Source organism: Nocardia sp. SYP-A9097 (assembly GCF_009649815.1).
Taxonomy (GTDB): Bacteria; Actinomycetota; Actinomycetes; order Mycobacteriales; family Mycobacteriaceae; genus Nocardia.
This window is the reverse complement of sequence record NZ_WJIC01000013.1, coordinates 84,154-107,601: the sequence shown is the minus strand read 5'-3', so window position 1 is coordinate 107,601 and position 23,448 is coordinate 84,154. Positions and strand designations below refer to the sequence as shown.

The window sequence follows — 23,448 nt, the reverse complement described above, 5'->3', positions numbered from 1 at the left end:
ATGTTCGGCCACGATCCGTGGTGGCTGGTGCTGATCAAATCCATCGGCATCTTCGTCTTCCTGCTGCTGATCCCGATGATCGCGGTGTACGCCGAGCGCAAGATCGTGGCATTCATGCAGATGCGCGTCGGCCCCAACCGGGTCGGACCACGCGGGAGTCTGCAATCCATCGCCGACGGCGTGAAGATGCTCCTCAAAGAGGACATCATCCCGGCCATCGTCGATAAGCCGATCTTCATTCTCGCGCCGATCATTTCGCTGATTCCGGCCGTGATGGCGTTCGCGGTGATTCCGTTCGGGCCCGAGGTCAGCATGTTCGGGCATCGCACGCCGCTGCAGTTGACCGATATGCCGGTGGGTGTGCTGTACATCCTGGCCGTGGCTTCGGTCGGCGTGTACGGAATCGTGCTGGCGGGCTGGGCCTCCGGGTCGACCTATCCGCTGCTGGGTGGGCTGCGATCCACCGCGCAGGTCATCTCCTACGAGATCGCCATGGCGCTGTGCTTCGCGGCGGTATTCCTGCTCTCGGGTTCGATGGCCACTTCGGCAATCGTCAAGGCGCAGTATGGCACCTGGTATGTGTTCCTGCTGCTGCCGTCGTTCCTCATCTACGCGGTGTCGATGGTCGGTGAGACCAACCGCGCGCCCTTCGACCTCCCCGAGGCCGAGGGTGAGCTGGTCGGTGGTTTCCACACCGAGTACTCCTCGCTCAAGTTCGCCATGTTCATGATGGCCGAATACATCAACATGGCAACGGTTTCCGCGCTGGCGACGACGCTGTTCTTCGGTGGCTGGCACGCACCCTTCCCGATCAGCCTGTGGGCGGGTGCGAACTCGGGTTGGTTGCCGATGGTGTGGTTCACCGCCAAGGTGTGGCTGTTCCTGTTCGTCTTCATCTGGTTGCGCGGCACGCTGCCGCGGCTGCGCTACGACCAGTTCATGAATCTCGGCTGGAAGCTGCTGATTCCGGTCTCGCTGGCCTGGGTCATGTTCGTGGCCACCATGCGGGCGCTGGAGAACGAGGGCATTCACATTCAGCGGACGGGCATGATCGTCGGCGGTCTTATAGTCGCCGCACTGTTGGTCGGCTTGGTGCTCAAGGCCGGACATGCGGGCGATGACCGCACCAAGGCCGCCCCGGATGCCGAAGCGACGACCAAGTATTCGGATTTCCCGGTGCCGCCCATGCCGGCCGAGCCCATGACGGCCACGCCGAAACCCGGTCTGCTGGAGCCGCTCGGCGGGTTCTATGTCACCGCCTCCACCATGTTCAAGAAGCCCAATACCGAGCTGTACCCGGAGGTCAAGACGCCGACCCAGCCGCGCTATCACGGTCGGCACCAGCTCAATCGGCATCCGGACGGACTCGAGAAGTGCATCGGCTGCGAGCTGTGCGCCTGGGCCTGCCCGGCGGACGCGATCTTCGTCGAAGGCGCGGACAACACCGAGGAAGCGCGTTTCTCGCCCGGTGAGCGTTATGGCCAGGTCTACCAGATCAATTACCTGCGCTGCATCGGCTGCGGGCTGTGCATCGAAGCCTGCCCGACTCGCGCGTTGACCATGACCAACGAATACGAGTTGGCCGACGACAATCGCGCGGATCTCATCCTCGAGAAGCAGGATCTGCTCGCACCGATGGAACCGGGGATGGCCCCCGCACCGCACGCCATGTACCCGGGTGCGGATGAGGGCTCCTACTACCGCGGTGAAGTTCCCGGTGCGCCGAGCGAACTCGCCGGAGTCGAAGGGGGAACGAAGAAATGACCTCGCTCCTCGCCCAGCCTGCCCAGCAGCTGGTCACACACACCTCCACCGGTGAGGCCGTGCAGTTCTGGATTCTCTCGGTGATCGCCGTGGGCGGTGCGCTCGGCATGGTGTGGGCGCGTAAGGCCGTGCACTCGGCGCTGTGCCTGGCCGCCACCATGATCACATTGTCGGCGTTCTATATCGCCGAGAACGCGCTGTTCCTGGGCATCGTGCAGGTTGTCGTCTACACCGGTGCGGTCATGATGCTGTTCCTGTTCGTGCTCATGCTGGTCGGTGTCGACTCCACGGAGTCGCTGCGAGAGACCTTGCGCGGGCAGCGAATCGCGGTGCTCATCGTCGGCATCGGCTTCGGCATGCTGGTGATCTCCGCCGTCGCGCGCGGTATGGATGCCGAGAGTGTTGCCGAGACCGGACCCGGAATCGGCGGTAATTACGCCATCGGCGCGCTCGCCGAACTCATCTTCGTGCGCTACGTATGGGCGTTCGAGCTGACCGGTTCGCTGCTCATCACCGCCACTATCGGTGCGATGGTGCTCGCGCATCGCGAGAAGTTCGGCCCGCGCACCGATCAGCGCACGCTGTCCAAGGAGCGGTTCCGGGACGGTAAGCGGGTCACGCCGCTGCCGACGCCCGGCGTGTACGCCCGCCACAATGCCGTCGACGCGCCGGCTCGACTGCCGGACGGTTCCTTCGAGGAGCTGTCGGTCAGCAGCATTCTGCGGCACCGCCGCAATCGGGCTCATGAGGAGGCCGTGGTGCGCACAGTCGGCAGTGCCGTCGAAGTGAACGGCAACGGCGACAACGATTCTCCCGAGGAAGGCTTGCGGTGAACCCGGACAATTATCTGTATCTCTCCGCCCTGCTCTTCACCATCGGCGCGGCCGGAGTGCTGGTGCGGCGCAATGCGATCGTGGTCTTCATGTGCATCGAGCTCATGCTCAATGCGGTGAATCTGGCCTTCGTCACCTTCGCCCGGCTGCACGCCAATCTGGATGGACAGGTATTCGCCTTCTTCACCATGGTGGTCGCCGCCGCCGAAGTCGTTGTCGGCCTGGCCATCATCATGACCATCTTCCGTGCCCGCCGCTCGACCTCGGTCGATGATGCGAATCTGCTGAGGTATTGAGGTGGACAACGCACACATGATGCTGTGGCTGCTGCCCGCGCTGCCTCTGGCCGGCGCCGTATTGCTGCTGCTGATGGGAGGTGTCAGCGATAAGTGGGGGCATCTCGTCGGAACCGTCCTGGCGCTGGGCTCCTTCGGAGTCGCGGTGTGGGCTTTCTCCGAAATGCTGGACCGCTCCGATGCCACTCGCGCCGTGCACTACAGCCTGTTCAGCTGGGTGCCGGTCACCGGGCTGAAGGTCGATGCCGCACTGCAATTGGATCAGCTGTCGATGTGTTTCGCGCTGCTGATCACCGGAGTGGGATCGCTCATCCACATCTATTCGATCGGCTATATGGCGCATGATCCGGGGCGGCGCAGGTTCTTCGCGTACCTGAATCTGTTCCTGGCCGCCATGCTGGTGCTGGTGCTCGCGGACAACTACCTGGTGCTGTATCTCGGGTGGGAAGGCGTGGGTCTGGCGTCGTATCTGCTGATCGGTTTCTGGTACCACAAGCCTTCCGCCGCAACGGCTGCCAAGAAGGCGTTCATTGTGAACCGGGTCGGCGATATGGGATTGGCCATCGCGCTGATGGTCATGTTCGCGACATTCGGGAGCATCGATTTCCGGACCGTATTCGGTGCGGCGGATCAGGCAGCTAGCGGAACCCTCACGGCCATAGGGCTTTTGTTGCTGCTCGGAGCTTGCGGTAAGTCCGCTCAGGTGCCGCTGCAAGCCTGGCTCGGGGATGCGATGGAGGGCCCGACGCCGGTGTCGGCGCTCATCCACGCGGCGACCATGGTCACCGCCGGTGTGTACCTGATCGCGCGATCCAATCCGATCTTCGATCTGGCGCCCGGCGCACAGGCCGCGGTCATGGCGGTCGGTGCGATCACGCTGCTCTACGGTGCGATCATCGGTTGCGCCAAGGACGACATCAAGAAGGCCCTGGCCGCTTCGACCATGAGCCAGATCGGGTACATGATTCTCGCCGCCGGTCTCGGCCCGGTCGGATATGCCGCGGCCATCATGCATCTGCTCACGCACGGCTTCTTCAAGGCCGGACTGTTCCTCGGCGCGGGCTCGGTCATGCACGCCATGGATGACGAAACCGATATGCGGCGGTACGGCGGATTGCGCAAATTGCTGCCGATCACCTACGTCACCTTCGGACTCGGCTACCTCGCCATTCTCGGTGTGCCGCCGTTCGCGGGGTTCTTCTCCAAGGATCGGATTATCGAGGCGGCCTTCGCGCACGGCGGATTCGGTGGCATTGTCACCGGGCTCGCGGCGCTGGCCGGCGCGGGTATCACCGCGTTCTATATGACCCGCGTCATGCTGCTCACCTTCTTCGGCGAAAAGCGTTGGAAGGAAGGCACTCACCCGCATGAGTCCCCCGCCTCCATGACCGGGCCGATGATCCTGCTGGCGTTCGGCTCCGTCGCCTCGGGGGCGTTGCTGGCCTATGGTTCCTCGCTGCAGAACTGGCTGGCTCCGGTCGTCGGTACGCATCACGGCGAACCAATCATCCCGGTGTGGGGCATTACCTTCTTCGCTCTCGCGGTGGTCGCGGCGGGCGTGTGGGTGGCCTACGACCAGTACGCGAGTCGTCCGGTACCCGAAACCGCCCCTGCCGGAACGCCTCTCACTGTGGCCGCCCGTCAGGATCTGTACGGCGATGCGTTCAATGAGGGCGCGTTCATGCGTCCCGGGCAGCATCTGACCCGCTCGCTCGTATTCGTCGACAATCGCGGAATCGACGGTCTGGTCAATACCACCGCCGCGGTTATCGGCGGCCTCTCCGCTCGAATCCGGCGCGTACAAACCGGTTTCGTGCGCTCGTACGCCCTGTCCATGTTCACCGGCGCGGCACTGGTGGCCGCCGCCCTGCTGGCGGTGAGGTTGTTTTGAGTGACTTTCCCTGGCTGACGACGCTCTGGGCGGTTCCGCTGGTCGGGGCCGCGCTGGTGCTGTTCTTCCCCGCCTCCTGGCGTACCGGAGCGCGGTCGTTCGCGCTGGTGGTGTCGCTGGGCACGCTCGGTGTGGCGATTTGGCTCGCCACACAGTTCGAAACCGGTGGGGCGCAATACCAATTCGTGGAATCGCGGGAGTGGATACCGGCCTTCGGGGCGGGCTACACGCTCGGCATGGATGGCATCGCCCTGGTGCTGGTGCTGCTCACCGCCGGGCTCATGCCGCTGCTCATGCTCGCGGGCTGGCAGGACGAGCGCGAGGTCGGCAACGGTCCGCGAGTGGTGCACTACTACGTGGCGCTCATGCTCGTCGTGGAATCCATGGTGCTGATCTCGTTCACCGCCTTGGACATTCTGCTGTTCTACGTGTTCTTCGAGGTCATGCTCATTCCGATGTACTTCCTCATCGGCGGGTTCGGGCCGCGCACCGGTGATCCGGCGGTGCGGGCGCAGCGGTCCCGGGCGGCGGTGAAATTCCTGCTGTACAACCTGTTCGGCGGGTTGATCATGCTGGCGGCGGTCATCGGACTGTATGTGGTGACCGCGCAGGACAAGCTCGGCGCGAACGGCAATGGCACCTTCGACTTCCGGAAAGTCATGGAGGCCGCCAACTCCGGTCACTTGGGTGCCGGGCCGGCGGTGCTGAACGCGCTGTTCCTCGGCTTCATGTTCGCGTTCGCGGTGAAGGCGCCGCTCTGGCCACTGCACACCTGGCTGCCCGACGCCGCCGTCTCGGCCACTCCGGCCAGTGCGGTGCTCATGATGGCGGTGGTCGACAAGGTCGGCACCTTCGGCATGCTGCGCTACTGCCTGCTGCTGTTCCCTTCGGCCACTTCGACTTACGCGCCGGTGATCAGTGTGCTCGCGGTGATCGGGATCATCTACGGTGCGCTGCTGGCCATCGGGCAGACCGATGTCATGCGGCTCATCGCCTACACCTCGATCTCGCACTTCGGCTTCATTATTCTCGGCATCTTCGCGCTCACCACGCAGGGCGGGACCGGGGCGGCGCTGTACATGGTCAATCACGGGATCTCGACGGCGGCACTGTTCCTGATCGCGGGATTCCTGGTCTCGCGCAGGGGAACCCGGCTCATCGCCGAATACGGCGGGGTACAGAAGGTCGCGCCGATTCTGGCGGGGACATTCCTCATCTCCGGCCTGGCCACCCTGTCACTGCCCGGGCTCGCACCGTTCATCAGTGAGTTCCTGGTGCTGATCGGCACCTTCACCCGGTACCCGGTGGCGGCCGTATTCGCCTCCACCGCACTGGTTCTCGCCGCGCTCTACATCCTCTGGATGTACCAGCGCATGATGACCGGCCCGGTGAAGAAGGGTAATGAGCGGCTCTACGATCTACTGCCGCGCGAAATGCTGGTGGTGGTGCCGTTGATCGCCGCACTGCTGTTCCTGGGCGCGTACCCCAAGCCCGTGCTCGATCGCATCGACCCGGCGGTGGCGCGGACACTCACCACCATCGGACAGCATGATCCGGCTCCCGCGGTGAAACCGTACGAGGCCGCCCAGACATCTAGCGGAGGTGCTCACAAGTGAGTGCTACACCTTTGATCCTCGCCGCGGTATCCGAATCGCGGCTCGCCGCGGCCGTGCCCGCACCGAGTATCGAATATCGCGATCTCTCTCCCATGCTCATCGTCTTCGGTGTCGCCGTGGCCGCGGTGCTGGTGGAGGCGTTCGCGCCCAGGCGATCCCGGTATGTCGTGCAGTTGATTCTCGGGCTCGGCGGTATGGGCGTCGCGCTCGGTGCGGTTATCGGATTGCGCGGCACCAATGAGACGGCTGTCGTCGGCGCGGTTGCCGTCGACGGTGTGACGCTGTTCCTGCAGGGCACGATTCTGGTGGTGTCGATCCTCGGCCTGCTCCTGATTGCCGAGCGGCGTGCGGATCGGATGCCGGTTCACAAGGAAGGGCCGGGTACCTGGAGCCTGGCCGCGTCGCGCGGCGTCGATGCCTTCGCCCCGCAGGCGGCCGCCATGCCGGGCAGCTCCGACGAGATCGCGGCCACGAAGGCCGGCGTCGCCACCACCGAGGTCTTCCCGCTCACGCTGTTCGCGGTCGCCGGGCTGATGCTCTTCCCGGCCTCCAATGATCTGCTGACCATGTTCGTTGCGCTGGAAGTGCTTTCGCTGCCGCTGTATCTGCTGTGCGGGCTGGCCCGTCGGCGGCGGCTGCTCTCGCAGGAGGCGGCGCTGAAGTACTTCCTGCTCGGCGCATTCTCCTCGGCGTTCTTCCTCTACGGGATGGCGCTGCTCTACGGGTACGCGGGCACCGTGCGTATGTCGGGCATCGCCGATGCGGTGGCACGGGATACCGGTAACTCGCACACCCTGGCCGTGCTCGGTGTGGCCATGCTGGCGGTCGGGCTGCTGTTCAAGATCGGTGCGGTGCCGTTCCAGTCCTGGGTACCGGACGTGTACCAGGGTGCGCCCACTCCCATCACCGGATTCATGGCTGCCGCAACGAAAATCGCGGCTGTCGGGGCTTTGCTGCGGGTGCTGTATGTCGCGGTGCCGGACCTGCGTAACGACTGGCGACCCATTCTGGCGGCCATAGCCATTGCGACCATGGTGGTCGGCGCGGTACTGGCCATCACCCAGACGGATATGAAGCGCATGCTCGCCTACTCGTCGGTCGCGCACGCGGGCTTCATCCTGACGGCCCTGGTGGCGGCCAATGAATCCGGTGTCTCGTCGGTGCTGTTCTATCTCGCCGTCTACGGCCTCGGGACGCTCGGCGCATTCGCCATTGTCACCCTGGTCCGCGACGAAAACGGTGATGAGGCAACGGCTCTCCCCGCCTGGGCGGGTATGGGCCGCCGATCTCCTTGGCTGGCAACGATTTTCTCGCTCTTCCTGCTGTCCTTCGCGGGTATCCCGCTGACCAGCGGCTTCATCGCCAAGTTCAGTGTTTTCGCGGCGGCTTCCTCCGGCGGCATGTCCACTTTGGTGATCGTCGGTGTGCTCAGCAGCGCCATCGCGGCCTTCTTCTACATTCGCGTTATCGTGCTGATGTTCTTCACCGACGCACCGGCCAACGGCCCCACCGTCGTATCCCCCACTCTCACAACAACAGTCATCGCCATGACCGCGGCGTCCACCCTGGTGCTCGGCATCTTCCCCCAGCCCCTGTTGGACCTGGCGAAGCACGCCGCCACCTTCGCTCACTGATCACCCGAGACAAAAGCCCGCCGCGTGTTCGCGGCGGGCTTTTTCGTTCTCGCGCATGGCTTTACGCCCCGGGGTGCGCCGACTTGACCTCGACGAGAACGACATCCACTTCGCCCGACAGCAATTCCCAGGAGTGATCGAACGAGTCCGCCTGCCAGACGACCAAACCGGGATTCAAATCCACTATCTGCTCAGTCCCGTCCCCGAAGGTCACTTTCTGACGGCCGGAGCCGAGGCTGATCACGACCATCGGCAGGTGTGAGTGCATCGGACTCTGCCAAGACTGCGAAGCGCGCGAGTGGATCACTCGAACGTGTTCGTTCTCGAACAGGACCGGGTGCGCGTCGGGATCCATGACGGTTGCGTGCTGGTGCTGCTGAGCTGGAGCGAGGGTGGGGGTCGGAAGCGAAGTGCTCATCTGAGGTTCCTATCTGTCCAGGATGACTCCTAAACAATAACCATGTCTAGTTGTTAAAAACAACCACTGAAACTGGTGGTTTAGGATCAGCATCGACGAAGGAGAGGGGACCCATGCCGACTATCCGCAGCTACCGGGACTCATGCGGTGTCGCCCGCGCTCTGGACGTAGTCGGGGAACGATGGGCGCTGCTCGTCGTCCGAGAGCTCCTCTTCATGCCGCAACGCTTCTCCGAACTCCGAACCGCGCTACCCCACGCCAGCTCGAACCTGCTCGCCGACCGCCTGCGAGAACTCGAGAATCACGGCGTAATCCATCGCCGCAAACTGTCCTCCACGGCAACCGCGCACGCCTACGAACTGACCGACCGGGGCCGCCAACTCGAGCCGATCGTCCTGGCCCTCGGCAACTGGGGCATCGACGCCCCCACCCCACCCGAGCCCACCTCCCTCAGCGCCACCTCGGCCCTGATCTTCCTGCGCGGCAACATCTTCCACGCCCCCACCGCTCCCCCGATCATTTGCCGCCTCGACCTCAACGGCTCGGTCTGGACCGTCCGCGTGAACTCCGGAAAAGTCGACGTCCAGACCGGTGAACCCACCACAGCCGACATCTCCCTGCGCACCGACCCGAAAACCCTAGGCACCCTGATGGCCAACCCGGCCGCCCTGGACACCGCGCTCGCCGACGGAACAGTGGCCCTGGTCGGCGACCCACTAACCCTCAGCCGCCTGCTGTACGGCGATAAGCACGAGTAGCGGTCGCCGGAACGCTCTCGAGCCGAAGGGCCTGCCACCGGTCACGTGATCAGGCCCCCGTTTGCAACAGACAGCGGACACCTTCATCGACCATCTATCGCGGTCGACGAAGTCGAGATGGTGGGGGTTCCGGACTGGCAGGGACCGTTATTCAAGTAGTCGGTATTCGAGGCGGCGGTCTAGGTTGTGTCTCCCAATGGTATTGATCGACCGGTCCCGCGAAGCGGGGTTGGTGGTGCATCATGTTCGCCGTGGCGAGGCTGACAGGTGATCGGTATCAGGTTCTGACAGACAAGCACTGGGAGCTGCTCGAGCTACTGCTGCCCAAATCCGAAGGGAACGTGGGCCGGTAACTTCAGCAACAACCGCCTGGTGGTGGAGGGGTTGCTGTATCGGCTGCGGACCGGCGTGCCGTGGCGGGACCTGCCCGAACACTTCGGGCCGTGGCAGACGGTGTGGAAACGACACCGCCGCTACGCCGACGACGGCACCTGGGACAGGGTGTCGACCGCGTTGCTCGCGTTGGCGGACACCACCGGCGATCTGGACTGGGTGGTCTCGATCGATTCCACGATCGTGCGGGCGCACCAGCACGCCGCCGGCGCGGCCGCGGACTCGGTGAGCGGGCTATGAACCGGCCGATCACGCCCTCGGGCGTTCCCGTGGCGGGTTGACAACCAAAGTTCATCTCGCCGCCGACGGGGCAGGTCACGGCCTGGCCGTGCTGCTCACACCCGGACAAACCAACGATTCACCGCTACTGCCGCCGTTGCTCGACGCGGTCGTGGTGCCCTGCCTCGAGGGCGGCCCGCCACGACGTAATCCGGAGGTGGTGATCGCCGATCGAGCCTATTGCGCGGCATCGAATCGAACCCTGTTGCGGCGCAAACGGATCCGGGCAGTGATCCCGGAACGGCGTGATCAGGTGGCCAACCGCAAACGCAAGGGACGCGAACTTCGACCCACAGACGGGACTGCCCCGAGTTCGGTTGACTCGCGGGTGTGGTGGTTCAGACCGCGAGCGCGGGCTGGTTTTGGCTTCGTCGCGCTGGCCCAGCGTGGAATAGGCGTTGACGAGGTTGTCGAGTGCGGCCTCGGCGCTGGGGTAGTCGAAGCCGCTGGGGTAGTCGAAGTCGAGGATACGCACGCGGTCGGCGTGAGCGCGCCGCGCGTATTTGATGACCCGCGCCTGCTCGACCAGGCTGGAACGCGCGCCAGCTATCTGCCGGAGTTGGTGCAGCTCAGCGGCTTTCGGATGGCGATAGCGAACGGCAACCGGTGTCGTGCACGATCGGGGACTATGGCCGTTTGGAGACTCGTAGAACGAGGGGACGCCATCGCCCGCTCCCTTATGCCTGTTCGAACCCCCAACACTGGTTCAAGCCCTGCCACTGATCCCACAGCTGTATCGGCGTCCCATTGGCAGGGTTTCCGTGGTCCGACAGTTCGACATTGATGGGTCGGGGCTGGCCAGGAACGAGCAGACGGTAATACGACCGATCTTGTACATCGGGCCAGATTTCCCATGCGAATGGGTCCTGCACTGCCACGACTGGGGTTGCGTCACCCATCCTTGCTCCCAGAATGCCCAGGTATTGACCGGTCCCGACGTTCCGGACGGTCCATGCGTTGTCTGCGTGCGCAGCGATCGCTGGTTACGTGTGTCGGCGGAAGATCCTCGGCGGCTAGTCCGGTGCGGCTACCGCCGCTCAGTCAACTATGTGCGCAGCAGCTGTTGCAGTCTGCTACCGCCACCCCAAAGCCTCTGCGCTGCAAAGACCTTCGTCGTCGACTCCGCTCGACCCCGCCCGAACCGCAACTCCCTCGAGTACCGATCCGAGACCGGCTCCCACTCATAACCGCCACCGACCACCGTCCAGTAACTGCTACGGCAAGGCATCCGAACCCAAAATGACCGCACCCATTCTCCGTCGGCCCAGTCCGCGACCAAGGAGCCACAGAGCTGCAGCCGCAGAGAACTGTCGCAAACCCTCACCGGCGTGTCGTCTGTACGACGTCACACCACAGTCCAGGGCTCGATTGGGCGGCTCGGACCTTCGCTCGCAGCCATGGGTGTGCGGCGGGGTACTCGCACGGGGATCGCGGCTCCAGACCTGATCACGGAAAGTGGGCCAGAACCCAGAATTCGTACTTACAGCCACGTGACGTCGTACAGACCGCGAGCTTCGGCGACAGCCGGTCCACCGCCGATCCCGCCGTTGTCACCGCAGATGTCCCCGGTCTCGTTGGGATCGGGGCAGTCGTTGTGTCGCTCCCACCGTTATCCCCGCAGTTGGCGTTATCGCAGCCATGGGGCGGAGGTGGCGGAGGTGGCACGGGCACGGGCACGGCGTCGTTACCGGCGGGCCCCCAAGACCGATCGACCTGCACCACGCCGGGCGCAGCGCCCGGCGCCGCCCCGGCCGGAACCGCCACCATCGCAGGAAGCGCCATCACTACCCCCGCCAAGACGGCTGCGGTGCACAGCTGACGCGTGGTGCTTCGGTGAGTCTGGTCAGTCATCATCACTGCTTTCCGGCGAGCTGGACGAACCGGCCGGTTCGGCGAGAGCATTGCCTTCCCGACCCGATGCAGCGTATTCAGCTGGTTGTCGCCGGCGCGGCCGCCGATCCGGGGACGTACCCGACACTCCGGTCACCGGTCCGCGAACGGTTTCAGCATCTCCGGGGACATCGTCCACGAGATACCCACGTGCGATCGTCCTGGGACAGAGCCTACTCAGGCTGCTCACCAACTGGTAGAGGGCCGGTGTTTAGACCTTGCGGTATTCCTATTGATCGGCTGACAGTCAACGGCTGCGAGGTAGGCGGACCAGCTTGTCTGCGCGAACTGCGCCCAGGCGTGGGCGGTGGTCGGGGGAATGCCGAACAGGTCACTGACCACGACGGCGTCCAGGTCGGTGATGTTGGCCATCATCGCGGTGTTGCGGGCGTAGATGGTCGGAAGTCCCCGGGCGGCCAGCTCGTTAGTGATGCCGCTCGCGCTGCGCGGCCGGCTGGGCGGCCTCCTCTGCGCCGATTGCGCTGGGTTCACCGCCTCCTACCGCTGCTCGCGCTGCCAGCACGAAGGCAAACTCCACGCCCAGCGCCTCTGCACCCGCCGCACCTTCGCGGACCAGTTGGGCGAACTGCTCGACGACGGCACCGGCCAGATCCCCCCTGGCGCACCGCATCCCACCTGCGGGAACTGTTGATGGCCTGCGGCGACCTTCCGATGATCGACAAGCAGGTCTGCGCGTTCGAGCGATAGCTGATCGATCACCTCGCCACCATCACCGACCCCGATCACGCTCGACTGATTCGCCGCTTCGTCACCTGGGAAGTGCTGCCGCAGTTGCGATCCCGCGCCGAGCACAAGCCGCTGACCGTCGCCAGCCGTCGGGGATGCTCCCCATCCGGATGGACACCACGAACGCGCGACAGTTGAATACGCGCCTCTGCCAGTCCGGAACCCCTGGTGGGCCTGCGAGTGCTGCGAGTTGATCTGCCACCTCGGTCGGCGGGTTCCGGGTGTCGATCTCCGTGGTCGCCGCCGAGCGGAGCAGTGGCTCGATTCGGTCGGCGCGCCACTGCGGCTCCGAGCCGTCGGGGTGCGGGATGGCTTCGATCCAGCCGCGGTAATCGGTATCCACTACCCGATATCCGCGCTGCCCCAACGCGATCAGCACCGTCGACTTGCCTGTACCCGACATGCCCGTCACCAGGATTACCGCCATCAGCGGATGTTATGAGACACCCGGCGGTTGGTGATACGGAAAGGTGGGGTTCGTTGATGAATTCGGGTCTGGGGAAACCGATTACGAGTCCTGCAGGAATCTGGAGCGAGGAGCGGCTTGGTGGAAGCAACGTTCGATGTGGCTGGGTTGGTCGGGTATAGCTATCGTGCGGACGACTACTACGAAGTCGGTCGGGAGAAGATCCGCGAGTATGCGCGAGCGGTCCGGGATTTCCACCCGGCGCACTGGAGTGAGGATGCTGCCGGCGAGCTCGGGTACATCGGGTTGGTCGCGCCGACCACATTCATCTCCACGGCCGCGATGCTGGCCAACCGTAAGCTCTTCGAAACGGTCATCACGGGCTACGACGTGTTGGTGCAGACCGATCAGGTATTCGAGATGTACAAGCCGGTGCTCGCCGGTGACCAGCTGATCAGCGATGTCGAACTGAGTGCGGTTCGCCGGGTCGCGGGCAAGGATCTGCTCACCGTCACCAACACCTTTACCGACCAGACCGGCGCGGTGGTCCAGATCATGCACACGACCGTCATCGGAATTACCGGCGAAGAGGTCGACGCCGGTATCAGTGCCGCGATCGAGCGGGTGGTCATGCAAGGCATCGACATGTCGTCTCGAACCGCGGCCTCGGCCCTACCCGTTCAGGATGGGACCGACCCGGTTTCCGAGTCCGGCCCGCGACTGTCCCCGATCTCGCGTACGCGGGTGCCGCACACCGCAATCCGATTCGAGGACGTCACCGTCGGTGACGAGCTTCCCGCCCGGATTGTGCAGCTGACGCGCGGTGATCTGGTGAATTACGCAGGCGTCTCCGGTGACGCGAACCCGATCCACTGGCATGACGAGGTCGCCGGGCTGGTAGGTCTCCCGGACGTGATCGCGCACGGCATGCTCACCATGGGTCTCGGCGCGGGATTCGTCACCGGGTGGCTGGGTGATCCGGGCGCGATCACCTGGTACGGGGTCCGGCTCTCGAACTACACGGTCGTCGAAGCAGCCTCCGCCGGAACCGTCGAGTTCACCGGCCGCATCAAGTCGGTCAACCCCGAGACCCGGTCGGCTGTTGTCGTCATCGTCGCAAAGTCCGCGGGGCGCAAGATCTTCGGCCTGGCCACCGCGGATATCCGCCTCGCATAGTCGAGCAGAACAGGGCGCCGCGAACTGGTAGCGGCGCCCGCTCCGGCTCACCTATCGCAGTCCGCCGGAGCGCTCTTCGGTGATGCCCGCGTAGCGGGCCGGGGTGAACGGCTACCCGGACGGTATCTGCCTCGACGCCGAGGGTGCGGTGTGGGCGGCGGCCATGGGCCGCTGCCTGCGTATCGAAGAGGGCGACCGGGTGCTCGCCGAGGTGGAGCTGGATCGCGCACCGTTCGCCTGCATGCTCGGCGGCGACACGCTGTATATCGTTGCGGCGGAACGGAAAGGCACGGAAGGGATGACACCGGAGCGTCGCACCGGCCGAGTCCTCACCGTGCACGCCCCGGCACCAGGTGCGGGGCGGCCCTGACCCGGCAACCATGCGGCACTTCGATAACTTCGGATGTGAACCGCGCAAACGTGCCATACCGTGGACATCACCCCGAGCCGGACAGACGGAAGGACGGGCAGATGCGGCATCAGCCGGCGGCGATCGGATTCCTTCGCCATGATGTATCCCGTGCGCAGCAGCGCTGGGATCAAGCCCAAATGCGGCATCTCGCAAGGCGTTTGGGCTACGACCTGTGTCGAACACTCGTATGCGGTCCGGCGACAGCCGAACTGATGGAAGAGGTGCGCGCCGCCATATCCCAGACCGAGGCCGATGCGGTGATCACCCCCAGCCTCGACCATTTCGACGGTGCGGTCCCCGACCCGCTGGTGCAGGTCGCGGACGTCATCACCGTCTCCCCCGAGAACACCTACGCCCGCTGGCGCACCAGGCCCGCCTGAAAACGACAGTGCACTCATGGCGGTGACCCGCCGAAGCGGTCCGCCACGAGTGCACACTCACGACCTCAGTTGTCCTGCAGCACTTCCCGAACTCGCTTGGCGAACGCCTCCGGATCTTCCATGAAGCCGGTGTGATCGCCGGGGAACATGGTGGGCTCGATATCCAGGGCCGCGCCGAGCGCACGCGAGGTGCGGTCGCAGAACAGATCGGTGGAGGTGTCACCGATACCGATGATGATGCGGGTCGAGGTGGCGCGCAGGCCGTCCAGATCCGGACGCCAACTGGCGTACGGGAGTTCGTGCACATAGAAGAAGCGTTCGTCGGCGAGCTGCTCCGGGGTGCGCTCACCGCCGAAGAGATGCTCGAATACCGCCTCCGGCATGGTGAGACCCGTGCTGGCGATGAACCTGCGGATCGCACTGATCCGATCACCGGCAAGGTAGGTGGCGGTGATGTCCTCGCCTTCGGCGCGCAGTTCGGCCCGATCATCGAGGAGTTCACGCAGTGGCGGCTCGTGGGCGATGAGCGTGGTCATGACCTCGGGGCGGTAGAGCGCCAGCGCGAGTCCGGTGATCGCGCCGCCGCTGGAGCCGATCACAATGGCCGGGCCCGCATCGAGATCGGCGATGATCCGGGCCAGATCGTCGGCCCGCAGCTCCGGGGTGGAGTCCTGCTCGCGATCATTGACGATGCTTTTGCCGTGCCCGCGCGGGTCCAGGGTCAGCACGGTGAAGTCCGAGGCCAGTAGGTCCGCGACCGGGATGAACGGCACCGAATCCATGGGCGAGCCGACGAATGCGAGAAGCGGTCCGCTGCCGCGGACCTCGTAGTAGAGGGAACCGTCGGGGACGGTCAAGGTCCTCGAGGTGACGGGGGTGGTCGAGGTCATGGGTACTCCCAATAGGCCGACTGGATGGTCACGAGTGCAGACGGGTTGCCGACGCAGGAATCATCGGTCGGGTCGAACATTTCACCGATCCCGCTCGAACAGTCCGTCGCTGTCTATCGGCAGTGCGGCCGCACCGGTGCGCTCCGCTGGGGGTTGCGCCGCCCACGAGGCCAGAATGCGCAGCGCCTCATGACTGGGTGATCCGACCGGGGCGGTGTAGGTGACCAGCGATTGTCCGGTGGTGGAAAGCACCTGTAGCACTTGCCAATCCAACTCCAGATCGCCGACCACGGGATGATGCATGCGTTTGCGCCCGCCCGCCATGGCCCGCACGCCGTGCCCCGCCCACCAGCGGCGGAAATCGGCATCGTGCACGGACAGTTCACCCACCAACTGCGTGAGGCGGGGATCGTCCGGGGTGCGCGCGGCGGCCATCCGCAGCCGGTCCACGGCCTCGGCGGCGACGGCCTCCCAATCGGTGAATACCGCGCGCATGCGCGGGTCCAGGAAGACCAGTCGCACCAGGGCACGCTGCTGGACCGGAATCTCGGCGAAGTCGACGAAAAGCGCTGCGGCAGCGGCATTCCAGGCGAGGATATCGGTGCGCGGACCCAGTACGAACGCCGGTGTGGGCAGCGTATCGAGCAGGTCACGCAGGGCCTGACTCACCTCCGGTGCGGACTGCCCGCGCCGGGCCGGGCGTGCCCGCACGAGCATGCGCAGGTATTCGTGCTCCTCCTCGTTGAGCCGCAGCGCCCGGGCAATACCCGCCAGCAGATTCTCCGAGGCCGCGGCAACCCGGCCCTGTTCCAAGCGGGTGTAGTGATCCACGCTGACCGCGGCCAGCAACGCCACCTCCTCACGGCGCAGGCCCCGCACCCGGCGGGGATTGCCGATGGCGGGCAGGCCGACATCCTCCGGGGATATCGACGCGCGCTTTGCCTTCAGGAATTCGCCCAGCTCACTCACGGGTCCAGTCTCGCATTCGGCGGCGTGGTGTTCCTGGGGGTGCGAACCCCAGGGACGCGGCCCCCGGGTACGACACCACCCTGGTTCGATGGCGTGAAAGCTATGAATCTCATTGGCATGACGAATATTTCGCTCGACACCGCAGCCCGAATCACCGCCGCGGGCATCAAGGCCGCCGCCGCCATCGAGACCCCGATGAATATCGCCATTGTCGATGCGGCAGGGCATCTGCTGCACTTCGCGCGGATGCAGGACGCCCTGCTCGGCTCCATCGATTTGGCGCAGCGAAAGGCCAAGACCTCCATCCTCTTCCACATGCCGTCCGCGCTGCTCGGCACGCTGTCCCGGCCGGATGGGCCGATCTACGGCATCGAGTTGAGCAATGACGGACTCGTCTCCTTCGGTGGCGGCCTGCCGATCGCCGATGCCGAGGGCAGGGTGATCGGGGCGGTCGGGGTCTCGGGTGGGACCGCCGATCAGGATGTGGAGGTGGCGCAAGTCTGCCTCACGGCGCTGTAAAGAGGTTTGCCCGGCTGGCCTTCCTATGTATATTAGGTTTCTGCCTAAGGTTCATAGGAAGGAGCGGGCGTGGCACCACGAGCTGGACTCTCCGCAGACCGGATCACCCGCGCCGCAGCCGAACTCGCCGATGAGATCGGATTCGACAATGTGACCCTGGCGGCGGTGGCGAAGAAATTCGGCGTCAAGGATCCGAGCCTGTACTCGCATGTGCGAAACCTGCGCGATCTGCGCGTGCGGATCGCACTGCAGGGCGCGCTGGAAATGACGGATGATATCGCCGCGGCGGTCGCGGGCCGATCCGGCAAGGACGCGCTCATCGGCTTCGCGAATGCCTATCGCGACTATGCCGTCCGGCACCCCGGCCGCTATGCCGCGACACAGAGCCGCCTGGATCCGACCGAGGTCGCCGACGCGCCCGGGGCCATTCGCAGCGTCGAACTCACCACCGCCATGCTGCGCGCCTACGACCTCGACGACGAGGACCTCATCGACGCGGGTCGCCTGTTACGCAGCACTTTTCACGGCTACGCCACCCTCGAGACAAGCGGCGGTTTCGCACATGGCCGCGACACCGACACCTCGTGGGCACACATTATCGACGCCCTGCACCAATTGCTGACGCAGTGGCCCGAACGCAAGGAGACCCGATGAGATCCGATACCCTGCGCGTCCCCGGCGCGAGCATCCACTACGAGGTGCGCGGGAATGGTCCACTGCTACTGCTGATTCCGGGCGGTGGCGGAGACGCGGCGGTCGTGGACCCGATCGCCGACCGCCTCGCCGAGCACTTCACCGTGGCCTGCCTGGATCCGCGCGGCTACTCGCACAGCACCATCGACCCGGGTGAACCGCTGGACCAGCGCGTCGAGGTGCAGAGTGACGACGCCTACCGGCTGATCACACACCTCACCGATGAGCCCGCCTACCTCTTCGGCGGCAGCAGCGGCGCGATCGTCGGCATGGATCTGCTCGCCCGCCACCCGGACCGAGTGCACCGCCTGGTCGCCCACGAACCGCCGTGCTTCGCAATCCTTCCCGACGCGGACGCACAGCGCGCCTTCATCGACGAGGTCTACACCCTCTTCCGCACCGAAGGCATGGCCGCGGCCGGAGCCCGCTTCCTCCAAGGCATCGGCGGCACCATGAAACCCTTCCCCACACTCACCGACCTGCCACCCCGCACCCTAGCCATGATGGCCCGCCTACAAGCCAATGCCCCCATCATGATGGAACACGAACTCCGCCGATTCACTTCACACATCCCCGACACCGCCGCCCTGACCCAGGTCGCAGACCGTCTGGTCCTGGCCGCCGGCCGCGAAACCGGCACCCACCTCCCGGCCCGCCCCGCAGCCGTCCTCGCCACCCGCCTCGGCATCGAAGTAACCCAATTCCCCGGCGGCCACAGCGGTTTCACCGACGAACCCGAACCCCTCGCCACCCTCCTTCTCGAAACCCTCCTGACGCCGGCACCGACCCCCTAGTTTCCAACCCCTCCAACCCCTCCGACCCCGTCATCCCGGCATGCTTTTGGCCGGGATCCACAGCTCGCGTCGCCAGCCTTCACGTTTTCCCCCGGATTCGCTGTTAGCGTCGCTCCATGATCAATGGTGCACACACCATCATCTATGCCTCCGACGCGGAGCGAGCCCGAGCGTTCTTCCGAGACGTCCTGAACCTCCCGAGCGTCGATGCCGGAGGCGATTGGCTCATCTTCAAATCGCCACCGGCAGAACTCGCCTTCCACCCCTCGGCCGCACCCGAAAGCGGCCTGCACGCCCTGTATTTCATGTGCGACAACCTCGAAACCACCATGGCCGGCTTGGCCGACAAGGGCGTCGAGTTCAACTCCGAGATCACCGAGGCCCGTTGGGGTCGAATCACGAGCTTTCTGGTGCCGGGCGCGGGCGAGGTCGGCCTCTACCAACCCCTGCACCCACTCGCCACCGACCTGGATTGAGCGTTTCGCAAGCTTCGAGAGTCGTAAGTATTCATCTCCAAGCCGTTCCACCCGTGCGATTTTCGTGTATTCCTGGACAGGGCGATGCGTTCTCAGGCCACTGGTGAAGGGGTTCAAATGATTGTGGTGACGGGTGCGACCGGCAATGTGGGCGCGGATCTGGTGCGGGCCATCTCAGGTGGGGCGGAGCCGGTGCGGGCGTTGGTGCGCGATCCCGCGCGGGCTTCGCTGCCCGCGGGTGTCGAGGGATTCGCGGCGGATCTGACTGCACCGGAGGGTCTTTCGGCGGCATTTGAGGGGGCGCGGGCGGTGTTCCTGCTTCCCGGATACCCGGGGGTGGCGCAGGCCGCCGCCAAGGCGGGAGTCGAGCATATCGTGCAGCTGTCGGGGGTGTCCGCAGCTACCGGTGACGCGGGCAATGCGGTGACGCGGTACATGATGGCCTCCGAGCGGGAGGCCGTCGAATCCGGTGCGGCCTGGACGATTCTGCGGCCGTGCGCGTTCGACTCGAATGCCCTGCGCTGGTTGCCGCAACTCACGGCGGGTGATGTGGTGCGGGCTCCGTTCCCGGAGGTTCGCACGGCCAGCCTGGACTCCTACGATCTGGCGGCCGTGGCCTCACATGTCCTGCTCGAGGATGCCTACCGTGGCGAAATCCTTTGGCCCACAGGCCCGGAACCGCTGCGCCCGGCCGATCAGGTTGCCGTTCTCGCGCAGATCCTGGACCGGGATCTGGTCTGTATCGGACTCACCGACGAGGAGGCGCGCGCGGATATGCTGCGCACCACCCCGGTCGAATACGTGGACGCGTTCTTCGACTTCTATGTCGACGGCGCGATCGACGAATCCATCGTGCGGCCCACCGTCGAGGAGATCACCGGCCGCGCGCCCCGCACCTTCGCACAGTGGGCCACGGTGCACGCCGACGCCTTCCATCGGGGCGGCACTGCCGAATAGGCCGCCCCGGAACGGGTTTCGCTATCCGGTCAAGCCCCGGCGGGTCAGCAGCGGCTGGATCTCCGGGGCGCGGCCGCGGAATGACGCGTATGCCTCGAGGGGGTCGACCGATCCGCCCTTGGCGAGCAGGCCGCGGCGAAATTGTTCGCCTTTGTCGCGGATCGGGGCGGTGCCGTCCTCGAACCATTCGACGGTGTCGGCGTCGAGGACTTCGCTCCAGATGTAGGAGTAGTAGCCCGCGCCATATCCGCCCGCGAAGATATGCGCGAAGTAGCCGGTGCGATAGCGCGGCGGGATCGCGGAGAGCGCGAGTCCGGCTTTGCGCAGGGCGGATTCCTCGAACAGTTCGGCATCGATATCGGCGGACTGATCGGCGGTGATGCGATGCCAGGCCCAGTCCAGCAGGGTCGCGCCCAGGTATTCGACGGTGCGGAAGCCTTCGCCGAATCGTTCTGCGGCGGCGCGCTTTTCGAGCAGTTCGACCGGGATCGGTGCGCCGGTTTCGACATGCTTGGCATAGTTGGCCAGGATTTCGGGGCGGCCGGCCCACATCTCATTGACCTGCGACGGGAACTCCACGAAATCGCGGGGCACCGACGTCCCGGCGAAGAACGGGTACTCCACATCGGAGAACAATCCGTGCAGGGCGTGCCCGAACTCGTGGAAGAGCGTGCGAACGTTATCCCAGGTCAACAGTGCGGGCTCACCCTTGGGTGGCTTCACGATATTGAGATTGTTCACCACCACGGCACGCGTGCCCTCGAGGCCGGACTGGCCTACGAGTTCATTCATCCACGCGCCGCCCCGCTTGGACGGGCGGGCGAAGAAGTCACCCAGGAACAGGCCCAGACCACTGCCGTCGGCGTCGAAGACCTCGAAGACGCGGACCTCGGGGTGGTAGCCGACCAGATCCGTGCGTTCCTGAAAAGTGAGCCCGTACACCAGTTCCGCGGCGTGGAAGACACCGTCACGCAGCACCCGCTCCAATTCGAGATAGGGGCGCAGGGCATCCGCATCGAGTGAGAAGCGTTCGGCGCGAACCTTTTCCGACCAGTACTGCCAATCCCAGGAGCGCAATTCGGTATCGCCGTCCGGATCAGCCGCACGCATGGCGGCGGTGAGCTCGGCGGCCTCCCGCTCGGCATTGAGGATGGCCGGGGCGATGAGCTGAGCGAGCATATCCTCGACCGCGTCGGTGGTCCCGGCGGTCTGGTCGGCGACCGTATACGCGGCATGATCGGAGTAACCGAGCAGGGCGGCGCGGTTGGCGCGCAGGTTCGCGATACGGCCCGCCAGTTCGGCATTCGGGCTGCTGCCGAAACCGCGGCCGAGGGAGGCCATCATCATGCGGCGGCGTACTTCACGGTCGGCCAGCTCGGCGAGCACCGGTTGGTTGGAGACATTCTGCAGGCTCAGCGCCCAACCCTCTTGGCCGAGCGCGCGGGCGTTCTCGGCAGCCGCGGTGACCGCCGCCGGTGTGAGACCGGCCAGTTCTTCCTCGGTGTCCAGCACCAGCGTGGCGGCCTTGGTGGCGGCCATGATGTTGTGTTTGAAGTCGGTTGTCGCCGAGGCCAATTCCATATTCCAGGCCCGCAGTCGGTCCCGTTCGGCTTCGCTCAAAGCCGCTCCGGCGCGCACGAAGCGCGTGTAGTACCGCTCCAGCAGCCGTGCTTGTTCAGCGCTCGACCCCAGGTTCTCGCGCTGGTCGTACAGTGCGCGAATGCGGGCGAACAGGTCCTGATTCAGCAGCATGGCATCGCTGAGCGCGGCCAGCTTCGGCGACATCTCGCCCTCGATGACATCGGTGGCGGTGGTCGAATCCGAGGACGAGATATTGAAGAAAACATTCGCGACTCGCGTCAGCACGGCCCCCGAACGCTCCAACGCCACCACCGTGTTCGCGAAGGTCGGTCCTTCGGGATTCACGGCGATGGCGTCGATCTCGGCGAGCTTCTCCGCTATACCCGCCTGGAACGCGGGCAGGTAGTGCTCCTCGCGGATGTCCGCGAACGGCGGCAGCTGATACGGCAGGGTGCTGGGTTCGAAGAACGGATTGCTCACCAGCAAACCCTATGCCGGAATGCCGGGCGAGGTGCTGTCAGTGCGCGTTGCGATTCCGGTACTCGACCGCATAGCCCAGCTTGCCCGGCTTATCGGCCGAGTACGGCTGCGAGATCTTGGCGAATTCGCCCTTGTCCTCGGCCTTGCCGTCATTCCAGGCGCTGAGCTGATCGAGCTCCTTGGCGGTCTTGCCCTCGGCGACAATGGTTTCCGGGGACAGCGCGACCTGCGCCTCGGTGACGGTCTTCAAGGTGGCCAGGTAGGCGTTGAAATCATTACGATTCCACTCGCCGCCGATATTGCCGCGGCGCATCCAGTCGCCCCAGAAGAACTCCTCGAACGGCAGATCGCCGACGTGGTAGCCGATATCGCGGGCGAAGTACATCATGCTGCGGTAATTGTCATCGGCGAAGTTGGCCAGGCCCAGCGACTTCGGCAGCTGATCCACCGCTACCGGGTTGCCGGCGACATCTTTGAGCCACACCCAGCCATTGGCCTTCATCTGCGTCCAGAAGTCGGTGTCCGCGAGGGTGCTGAGGTTGCCGAGCACCCGCAGGCGCACGTGCATATCCGCGCCGCCGTCCGGGGTCTCCAGGTAGGAGGTGAGGGTGTGGTGACCGTCGGTGAGGTACGGCTTGCCGCCGGGACCGATGACCACGGTCTTCATGGCGGCAATGCTCTCGGCGGTCTCCTGACCCACGGCCAGCTTGCACTGGAACGAGGACGGATCGCTCAGGCGCGCACCCGGTTTGGCCGAGACGACCCCCTGCTGACCATTGCTCTCGCACCAGTCGTTGAACTTGGAGTTGATATCGTCCTTGCCGAGCGTGTACCGGCCCAGCTTGTAGTAGATCTCGTCGTAGCCCAGTGACGGCTGGGTGGCCAGCACATCGCCGATGCGCACATCCAGCAGATCACCCGCCGCCGCACAGGAATACGACGATCCCGCCGAGCCGCTCGGTAGCGCGCATAGCGGGTCCGCTCCCGCATCGCCCGGGGCGACCCAGGTGATGCCACTGGTCAAAGCCACCAGGGCTCCGGCGATGGCCGCGGTCCAACGACCCCGTCCGACGGTGGTAGTGCTCATCGAAATCCTCACATCCTGCACATCATCCAAGCCGCATCACCGTGACCAGCTCCCATGACGGCCCGGCCATCCGACGGCAGACGAATGCTGTTCGCTCGGAAAACAATTC

Annotated in this window: 25 protein-coding genes; 17 read left to right on the top strand and 8 right to left on the bottom strand. The window is 65.1% G+C overall.

Annotated elements, in window-relative coordinates; genetic code table 11:
* The 6 genes from nuoH to nuoN are packed head-to-tail and all read left to right on the top strand — an operon-like array spanning position 1 to position 8,034.
* Entirely contained in the window at positions 1-1,764 is a 1,764-nt protein-coding gene (gene nuoH, locus GFY24_RS24710; protein ID WP_375336096.1) for an NADH-quinone oxidoreductase subunit NuoH, read from the top strand.
* Positions 1,761-2,597, top strand: coding sequence for an NADH-quinone oxidoreductase subunit J (locus tag GFY24_RS24705; RefSeq protein ID WP_153807476.1), 837 nt, complete (start codon positions 1,761-1,763; stop codon positions 2,595-2,597). Before nuoH ends, GFY24_RS24705 begins: the two co-directional genes overlap by 4 nt.
* Positions 2,594-2,893, top strand: coding sequence for an NADH-quinone oxidoreductase subunit NuoK (nuoK, locus tag GFY24_RS24700; protein ID WP_067563639.1), 300 nt, complete (start codon positions 2,594-2,596; stop codon positions 2,891-2,893). The genes GFY24_RS24705 and nuoK overlap by 4 nt, the downstream gene beginning before the upstream one ends.
* A 19-nt stretch (positions 2,894-2,912) precedes the next feature.
* Positions 2,913-4,784, top strand: coding sequence for an NADH-quinone oxidoreductase subunit L (gene nuoL, locus GFY24_RS24695; protein ID WP_153807563.1), 1,872 nt, complete (start codon positions 2,913-2,915; stop codon positions 4,782-4,784).
* On the top strand, positions 4,781-6,400 hold the full coding sequence (locus GFY24_RS24690; protein ID WP_153807475.1) for an NADH-quinone oxidoreductase subunit M: 1,620 nt from the start codon (positions 4,781-4,783) through the stop codon (positions 6,398-6,400). Before nuoL ends, GFY24_RS24690 begins: the two co-directional genes overlap by 4 nt.
* Positions 6,401-6,414: 14 nt before the next feature.
* The gene (gene nuoN / locus GFY24_RS24685) at positions 6,415-8,034 is read left to right on the top strand and encodes an NADH-quinone oxidoreductase subunit NuoN (protein ID WP_309231312.1); all 1,620 of its coding nucleotides are present in this window, start codon (positions 6,415-6,417) and stop codon (positions 8,032-8,034) included.
* A 61-nt stretch (positions 8,035-8,095) separates the two neighbouring features.
* Here the strand turns inward: nuoN and GFY24_RS24680 are convergent, their stop codons facing one another.
* Positions 8,096-8,452: a hypothetical protein gene (locus tag GFY24_RS24680; RefSeq protein WP_153807474.1), complete on the bottom strand. Its 357-nt coding sequence runs from the start codon at positions 8,450-8,452 to the stop codon at positions 8,096-8,098.
* Between the two features lie 113 nt (positions 8,453-8,565).
* On the opposite strand from GFY24_RS24680, the gene GFY24_RS24675 reads away from it, so the two are divergent.
* The 3 genes from GFY24_RS24675 to GFY24_RS43830 all read left to right on the top strand — a co-directional run bounded on the left by GFY24_RS24675 (position 8,566) and on the right by GFY24_RS43830 (position 10,666).
* Complete coding sequence (locus GFY24_RS24675; protein ID WP_153807473.1) at positions 8,566-9,210, top strand: winged helix-turn-helix transcriptional regulator; 645 nt, start codon at positions 8,566-8,568, stop codon at positions 9,208-9,210.
* Positions 9,211-9,582: 372 nt separating this feature from the next.
* The gene (locus GFY24_RS41225) at positions 9,583-9,843 is read left to right on the top strand and encodes a transposase (protein ID WP_194853010.1); all 261 of its coding nucleotides are present in this window, start codon (positions 9,583-9,585) and stop codon (positions 9,841-9,843) included.
* A gap of 37 nt (positions 9,844-9,880) precedes the next feature.
* Entirely contained in the window at positions 9,881-10,666 is a 786-nt protein-coding gene (locus GFY24_RS43830; protein WP_194853009.1) for a transposase, read from the top strand.
* Here GFY24_RS43830 and GFY24_RS43825 read toward each other — a convergent pair.
* From GFY24_RS43825 to GFY24_RS43820, 3 genes are all read right to left on the bottom strand, one after another.
* A complete protein-coding gene (locus tag GFY24_RS43825; RefSeq protein WP_375336095.1) occupies positions 10,560-10,859 on the bottom strand; it encodes an RICIN domain-containing protein in 300 nt (99 codons plus the stop codon). The two genes, GFY24_RS43830 and GFY24_RS43825, sit on opposite strands and share 107 nt — an antisense overlap.
* Positions 10,860-12,196: 1,337 nt before the next feature.
* Positions 12,197-12,403, bottom strand: a complete 207-nt coding sequence (locus tag GFY24_RS24660) for a hypothetical protein (protein ID WP_153807472.1) — start codon at positions 12,401-12,403, stop codon at positions 12,197-12,199.
* Positions 12,404-12,541: 138 nt separating this feature from the next.
* Positions 12,542-12,946, bottom strand: a complete 405-nt coding sequence (locus GFY24_RS43820; protein ID WP_228566613.1) for a hypothetical protein — start codon at positions 12,944-12,946, stop codon at positions 12,542-12,544.
* A 117-nt stretch (positions 12,947-13,063) separates the two neighbouring features.
* Between GFY24_RS43820 and GFY24_RS24650 the strand changes: the two genes are divergently transcribed.
* From GFY24_RS24650 to GFY24_RS24640, 3 genes are all read left to right on the top strand, one after another.
* Entirely contained in the window at positions 13,064-14,101 is a 1,038-nt protein-coding gene (locus GFY24_RS24650; RefSeq protein WP_153807471.1) for a fused (3R)-hydroxyacyl-ACP dehydratase subunits HadA/HadB, read from the top strand.
* A gap of 103 nt (positions 14,102-14,204) precedes the next feature.
* On the top strand, positions 14,205-14,471 hold the full coding sequence (locus tag GFY24_RS24645; protein ID WP_309231288.1) for an SMP-30/gluconolactonase/LRE family protein: 267 nt from the start codon (positions 14,205-14,207) through the stop codon (positions 14,469-14,471).
* A gap of 101 nt (positions 14,472-14,572) precedes the next feature.
* Positions 14,573-14,893 carry a hypothetical protein gene (locus GFY24_RS24640; protein WP_153807470.1) on the top strand — a complete coding sequence of 107 codons (321 nt, stop codon included), beginning with the start codon at positions 14,573-14,575 and terminating at the stop codon, positions 14,891-14,893.
* Positions 14,894-14,958: 65 nt separating this feature from the next.
* On the opposite strand, the gene GFY24_RS24635 is transcribed toward GFY24_RS24640, so the two are convergent.
* Both GFY24_RS24635 and GFY24_RS24630 read right to left on the bottom strand, forming a co-directional pair.
* Complete coding sequence (locus GFY24_RS24635; RefSeq protein WP_153807469.1) at positions 14,959-15,783, bottom strand: alpha/beta fold hydrolase; 825 nt, start codon at positions 15,781-15,783, stop codon at positions 14,959-14,961.
* A gap of 81 nt (positions 15,784-15,864) precedes the next feature.
* The gene (locus tag GFY24_RS24630; protein WP_309231287.1) at positions 15,865-16,752 is read right to left on the bottom strand and encodes a helix-turn-helix transcriptional regulator; all 888 of its coding nucleotides are present in this window, start codon (positions 16,750-16,752) and stop codon (positions 15,865-15,867) included.
* A 117-nt stretch (positions 16,753-16,869) separates the two neighbouring features.
* Here GFY24_RS24630 and GFY24_RS24625 point away from each other — a divergent pair, with 117 nt between their 5' ends.
* The 5 genes from GFY24_RS24625 (at position 16,870) to GFY24_RS24605 (ending at position 20,191) form a co-directional block, all read left to right on the top strand.
* The gene (locus GFY24_RS24625; protein WP_153807468.1) at positions 16,870-17,271 is read left to right on the top strand and encodes a heme-binding protein; all 402 of its coding nucleotides are present in this window, start codon (positions 16,870-16,872) and stop codon (positions 17,269-17,271) included.
* 69 nt (positions 17,272-17,340) lie between these two features.
* Positions 17,341-17,925, top strand: coding sequence for a WHG domain-containing protein (locus GFY24_RS24620; RefSeq protein WP_309231286.1), 585 nt, complete (start codon positions 17,341-17,343; stop codon positions 17,923-17,925).
* Complete coding sequence (locus GFY24_RS24615) at positions 17,922-18,758, top strand: alpha/beta fold hydrolase (RefSeq protein WP_153807467.1); 837 nt, start codon at positions 17,922-17,924, stop codon at positions 18,756-18,758. The genes GFY24_RS24620 and GFY24_RS24615 overlap by 4 nt, the downstream gene beginning before the upstream one ends.
* A gap of 116 nt (positions 18,759-18,874) precedes the next feature.
* Positions 18,875-19,234 (top strand): VOC family protein, encoded by a 360-nt coding sequence (locus GFY24_RS24610; protein WP_153807466.1) that lies wholly within the window; start codon positions 18,875-18,877, stop codon positions 19,232-19,234.
* 117 nt (positions 19,235-19,351) lie between these two features.
* Complete coding sequence (locus GFY24_RS24605) at positions 19,352-20,191, top strand: NAD(P)H-binding protein (protein ID WP_153807465.1); 840 nt, start codon at positions 19,352-19,354, stop codon at positions 20,189-20,191.
* Between the two features lie 21 nt (positions 20,192-20,212).
* Here the strand turns inward: GFY24_RS24605 and GFY24_RS24600 are convergent, their stop codons facing one another.
* Both GFY24_RS24600 and GFY24_RS24595 read right to left on the bottom strand, forming a co-directional pair.
* Complete coding sequence (locus GFY24_RS24600) at positions 20,213-22,252, bottom strand: M3 family metallopeptidase (RefSeq protein ID WP_309231285.1); 2,040 nt, start codon at positions 22,250-22,252, stop codon at positions 20,213-20,215.
* A 37-nt stretch (positions 22,253-22,289) separates the two neighbouring features.
* Positions 22,290-23,339 carry a ParB/Srx family N-terminal domain-containing protein gene (locus tag GFY24_RS24595; protein ID WP_153807464.1) on the bottom strand — a complete coding sequence of 350 codons (1,050 nt, stop codon included), beginning with the start codon at positions 23,337-23,339 and terminating at the stop codon, positions 22,290-22,292.
* Between the last annotated feature and the right edge of the window lie 109 nt (positions 23,340-23,448).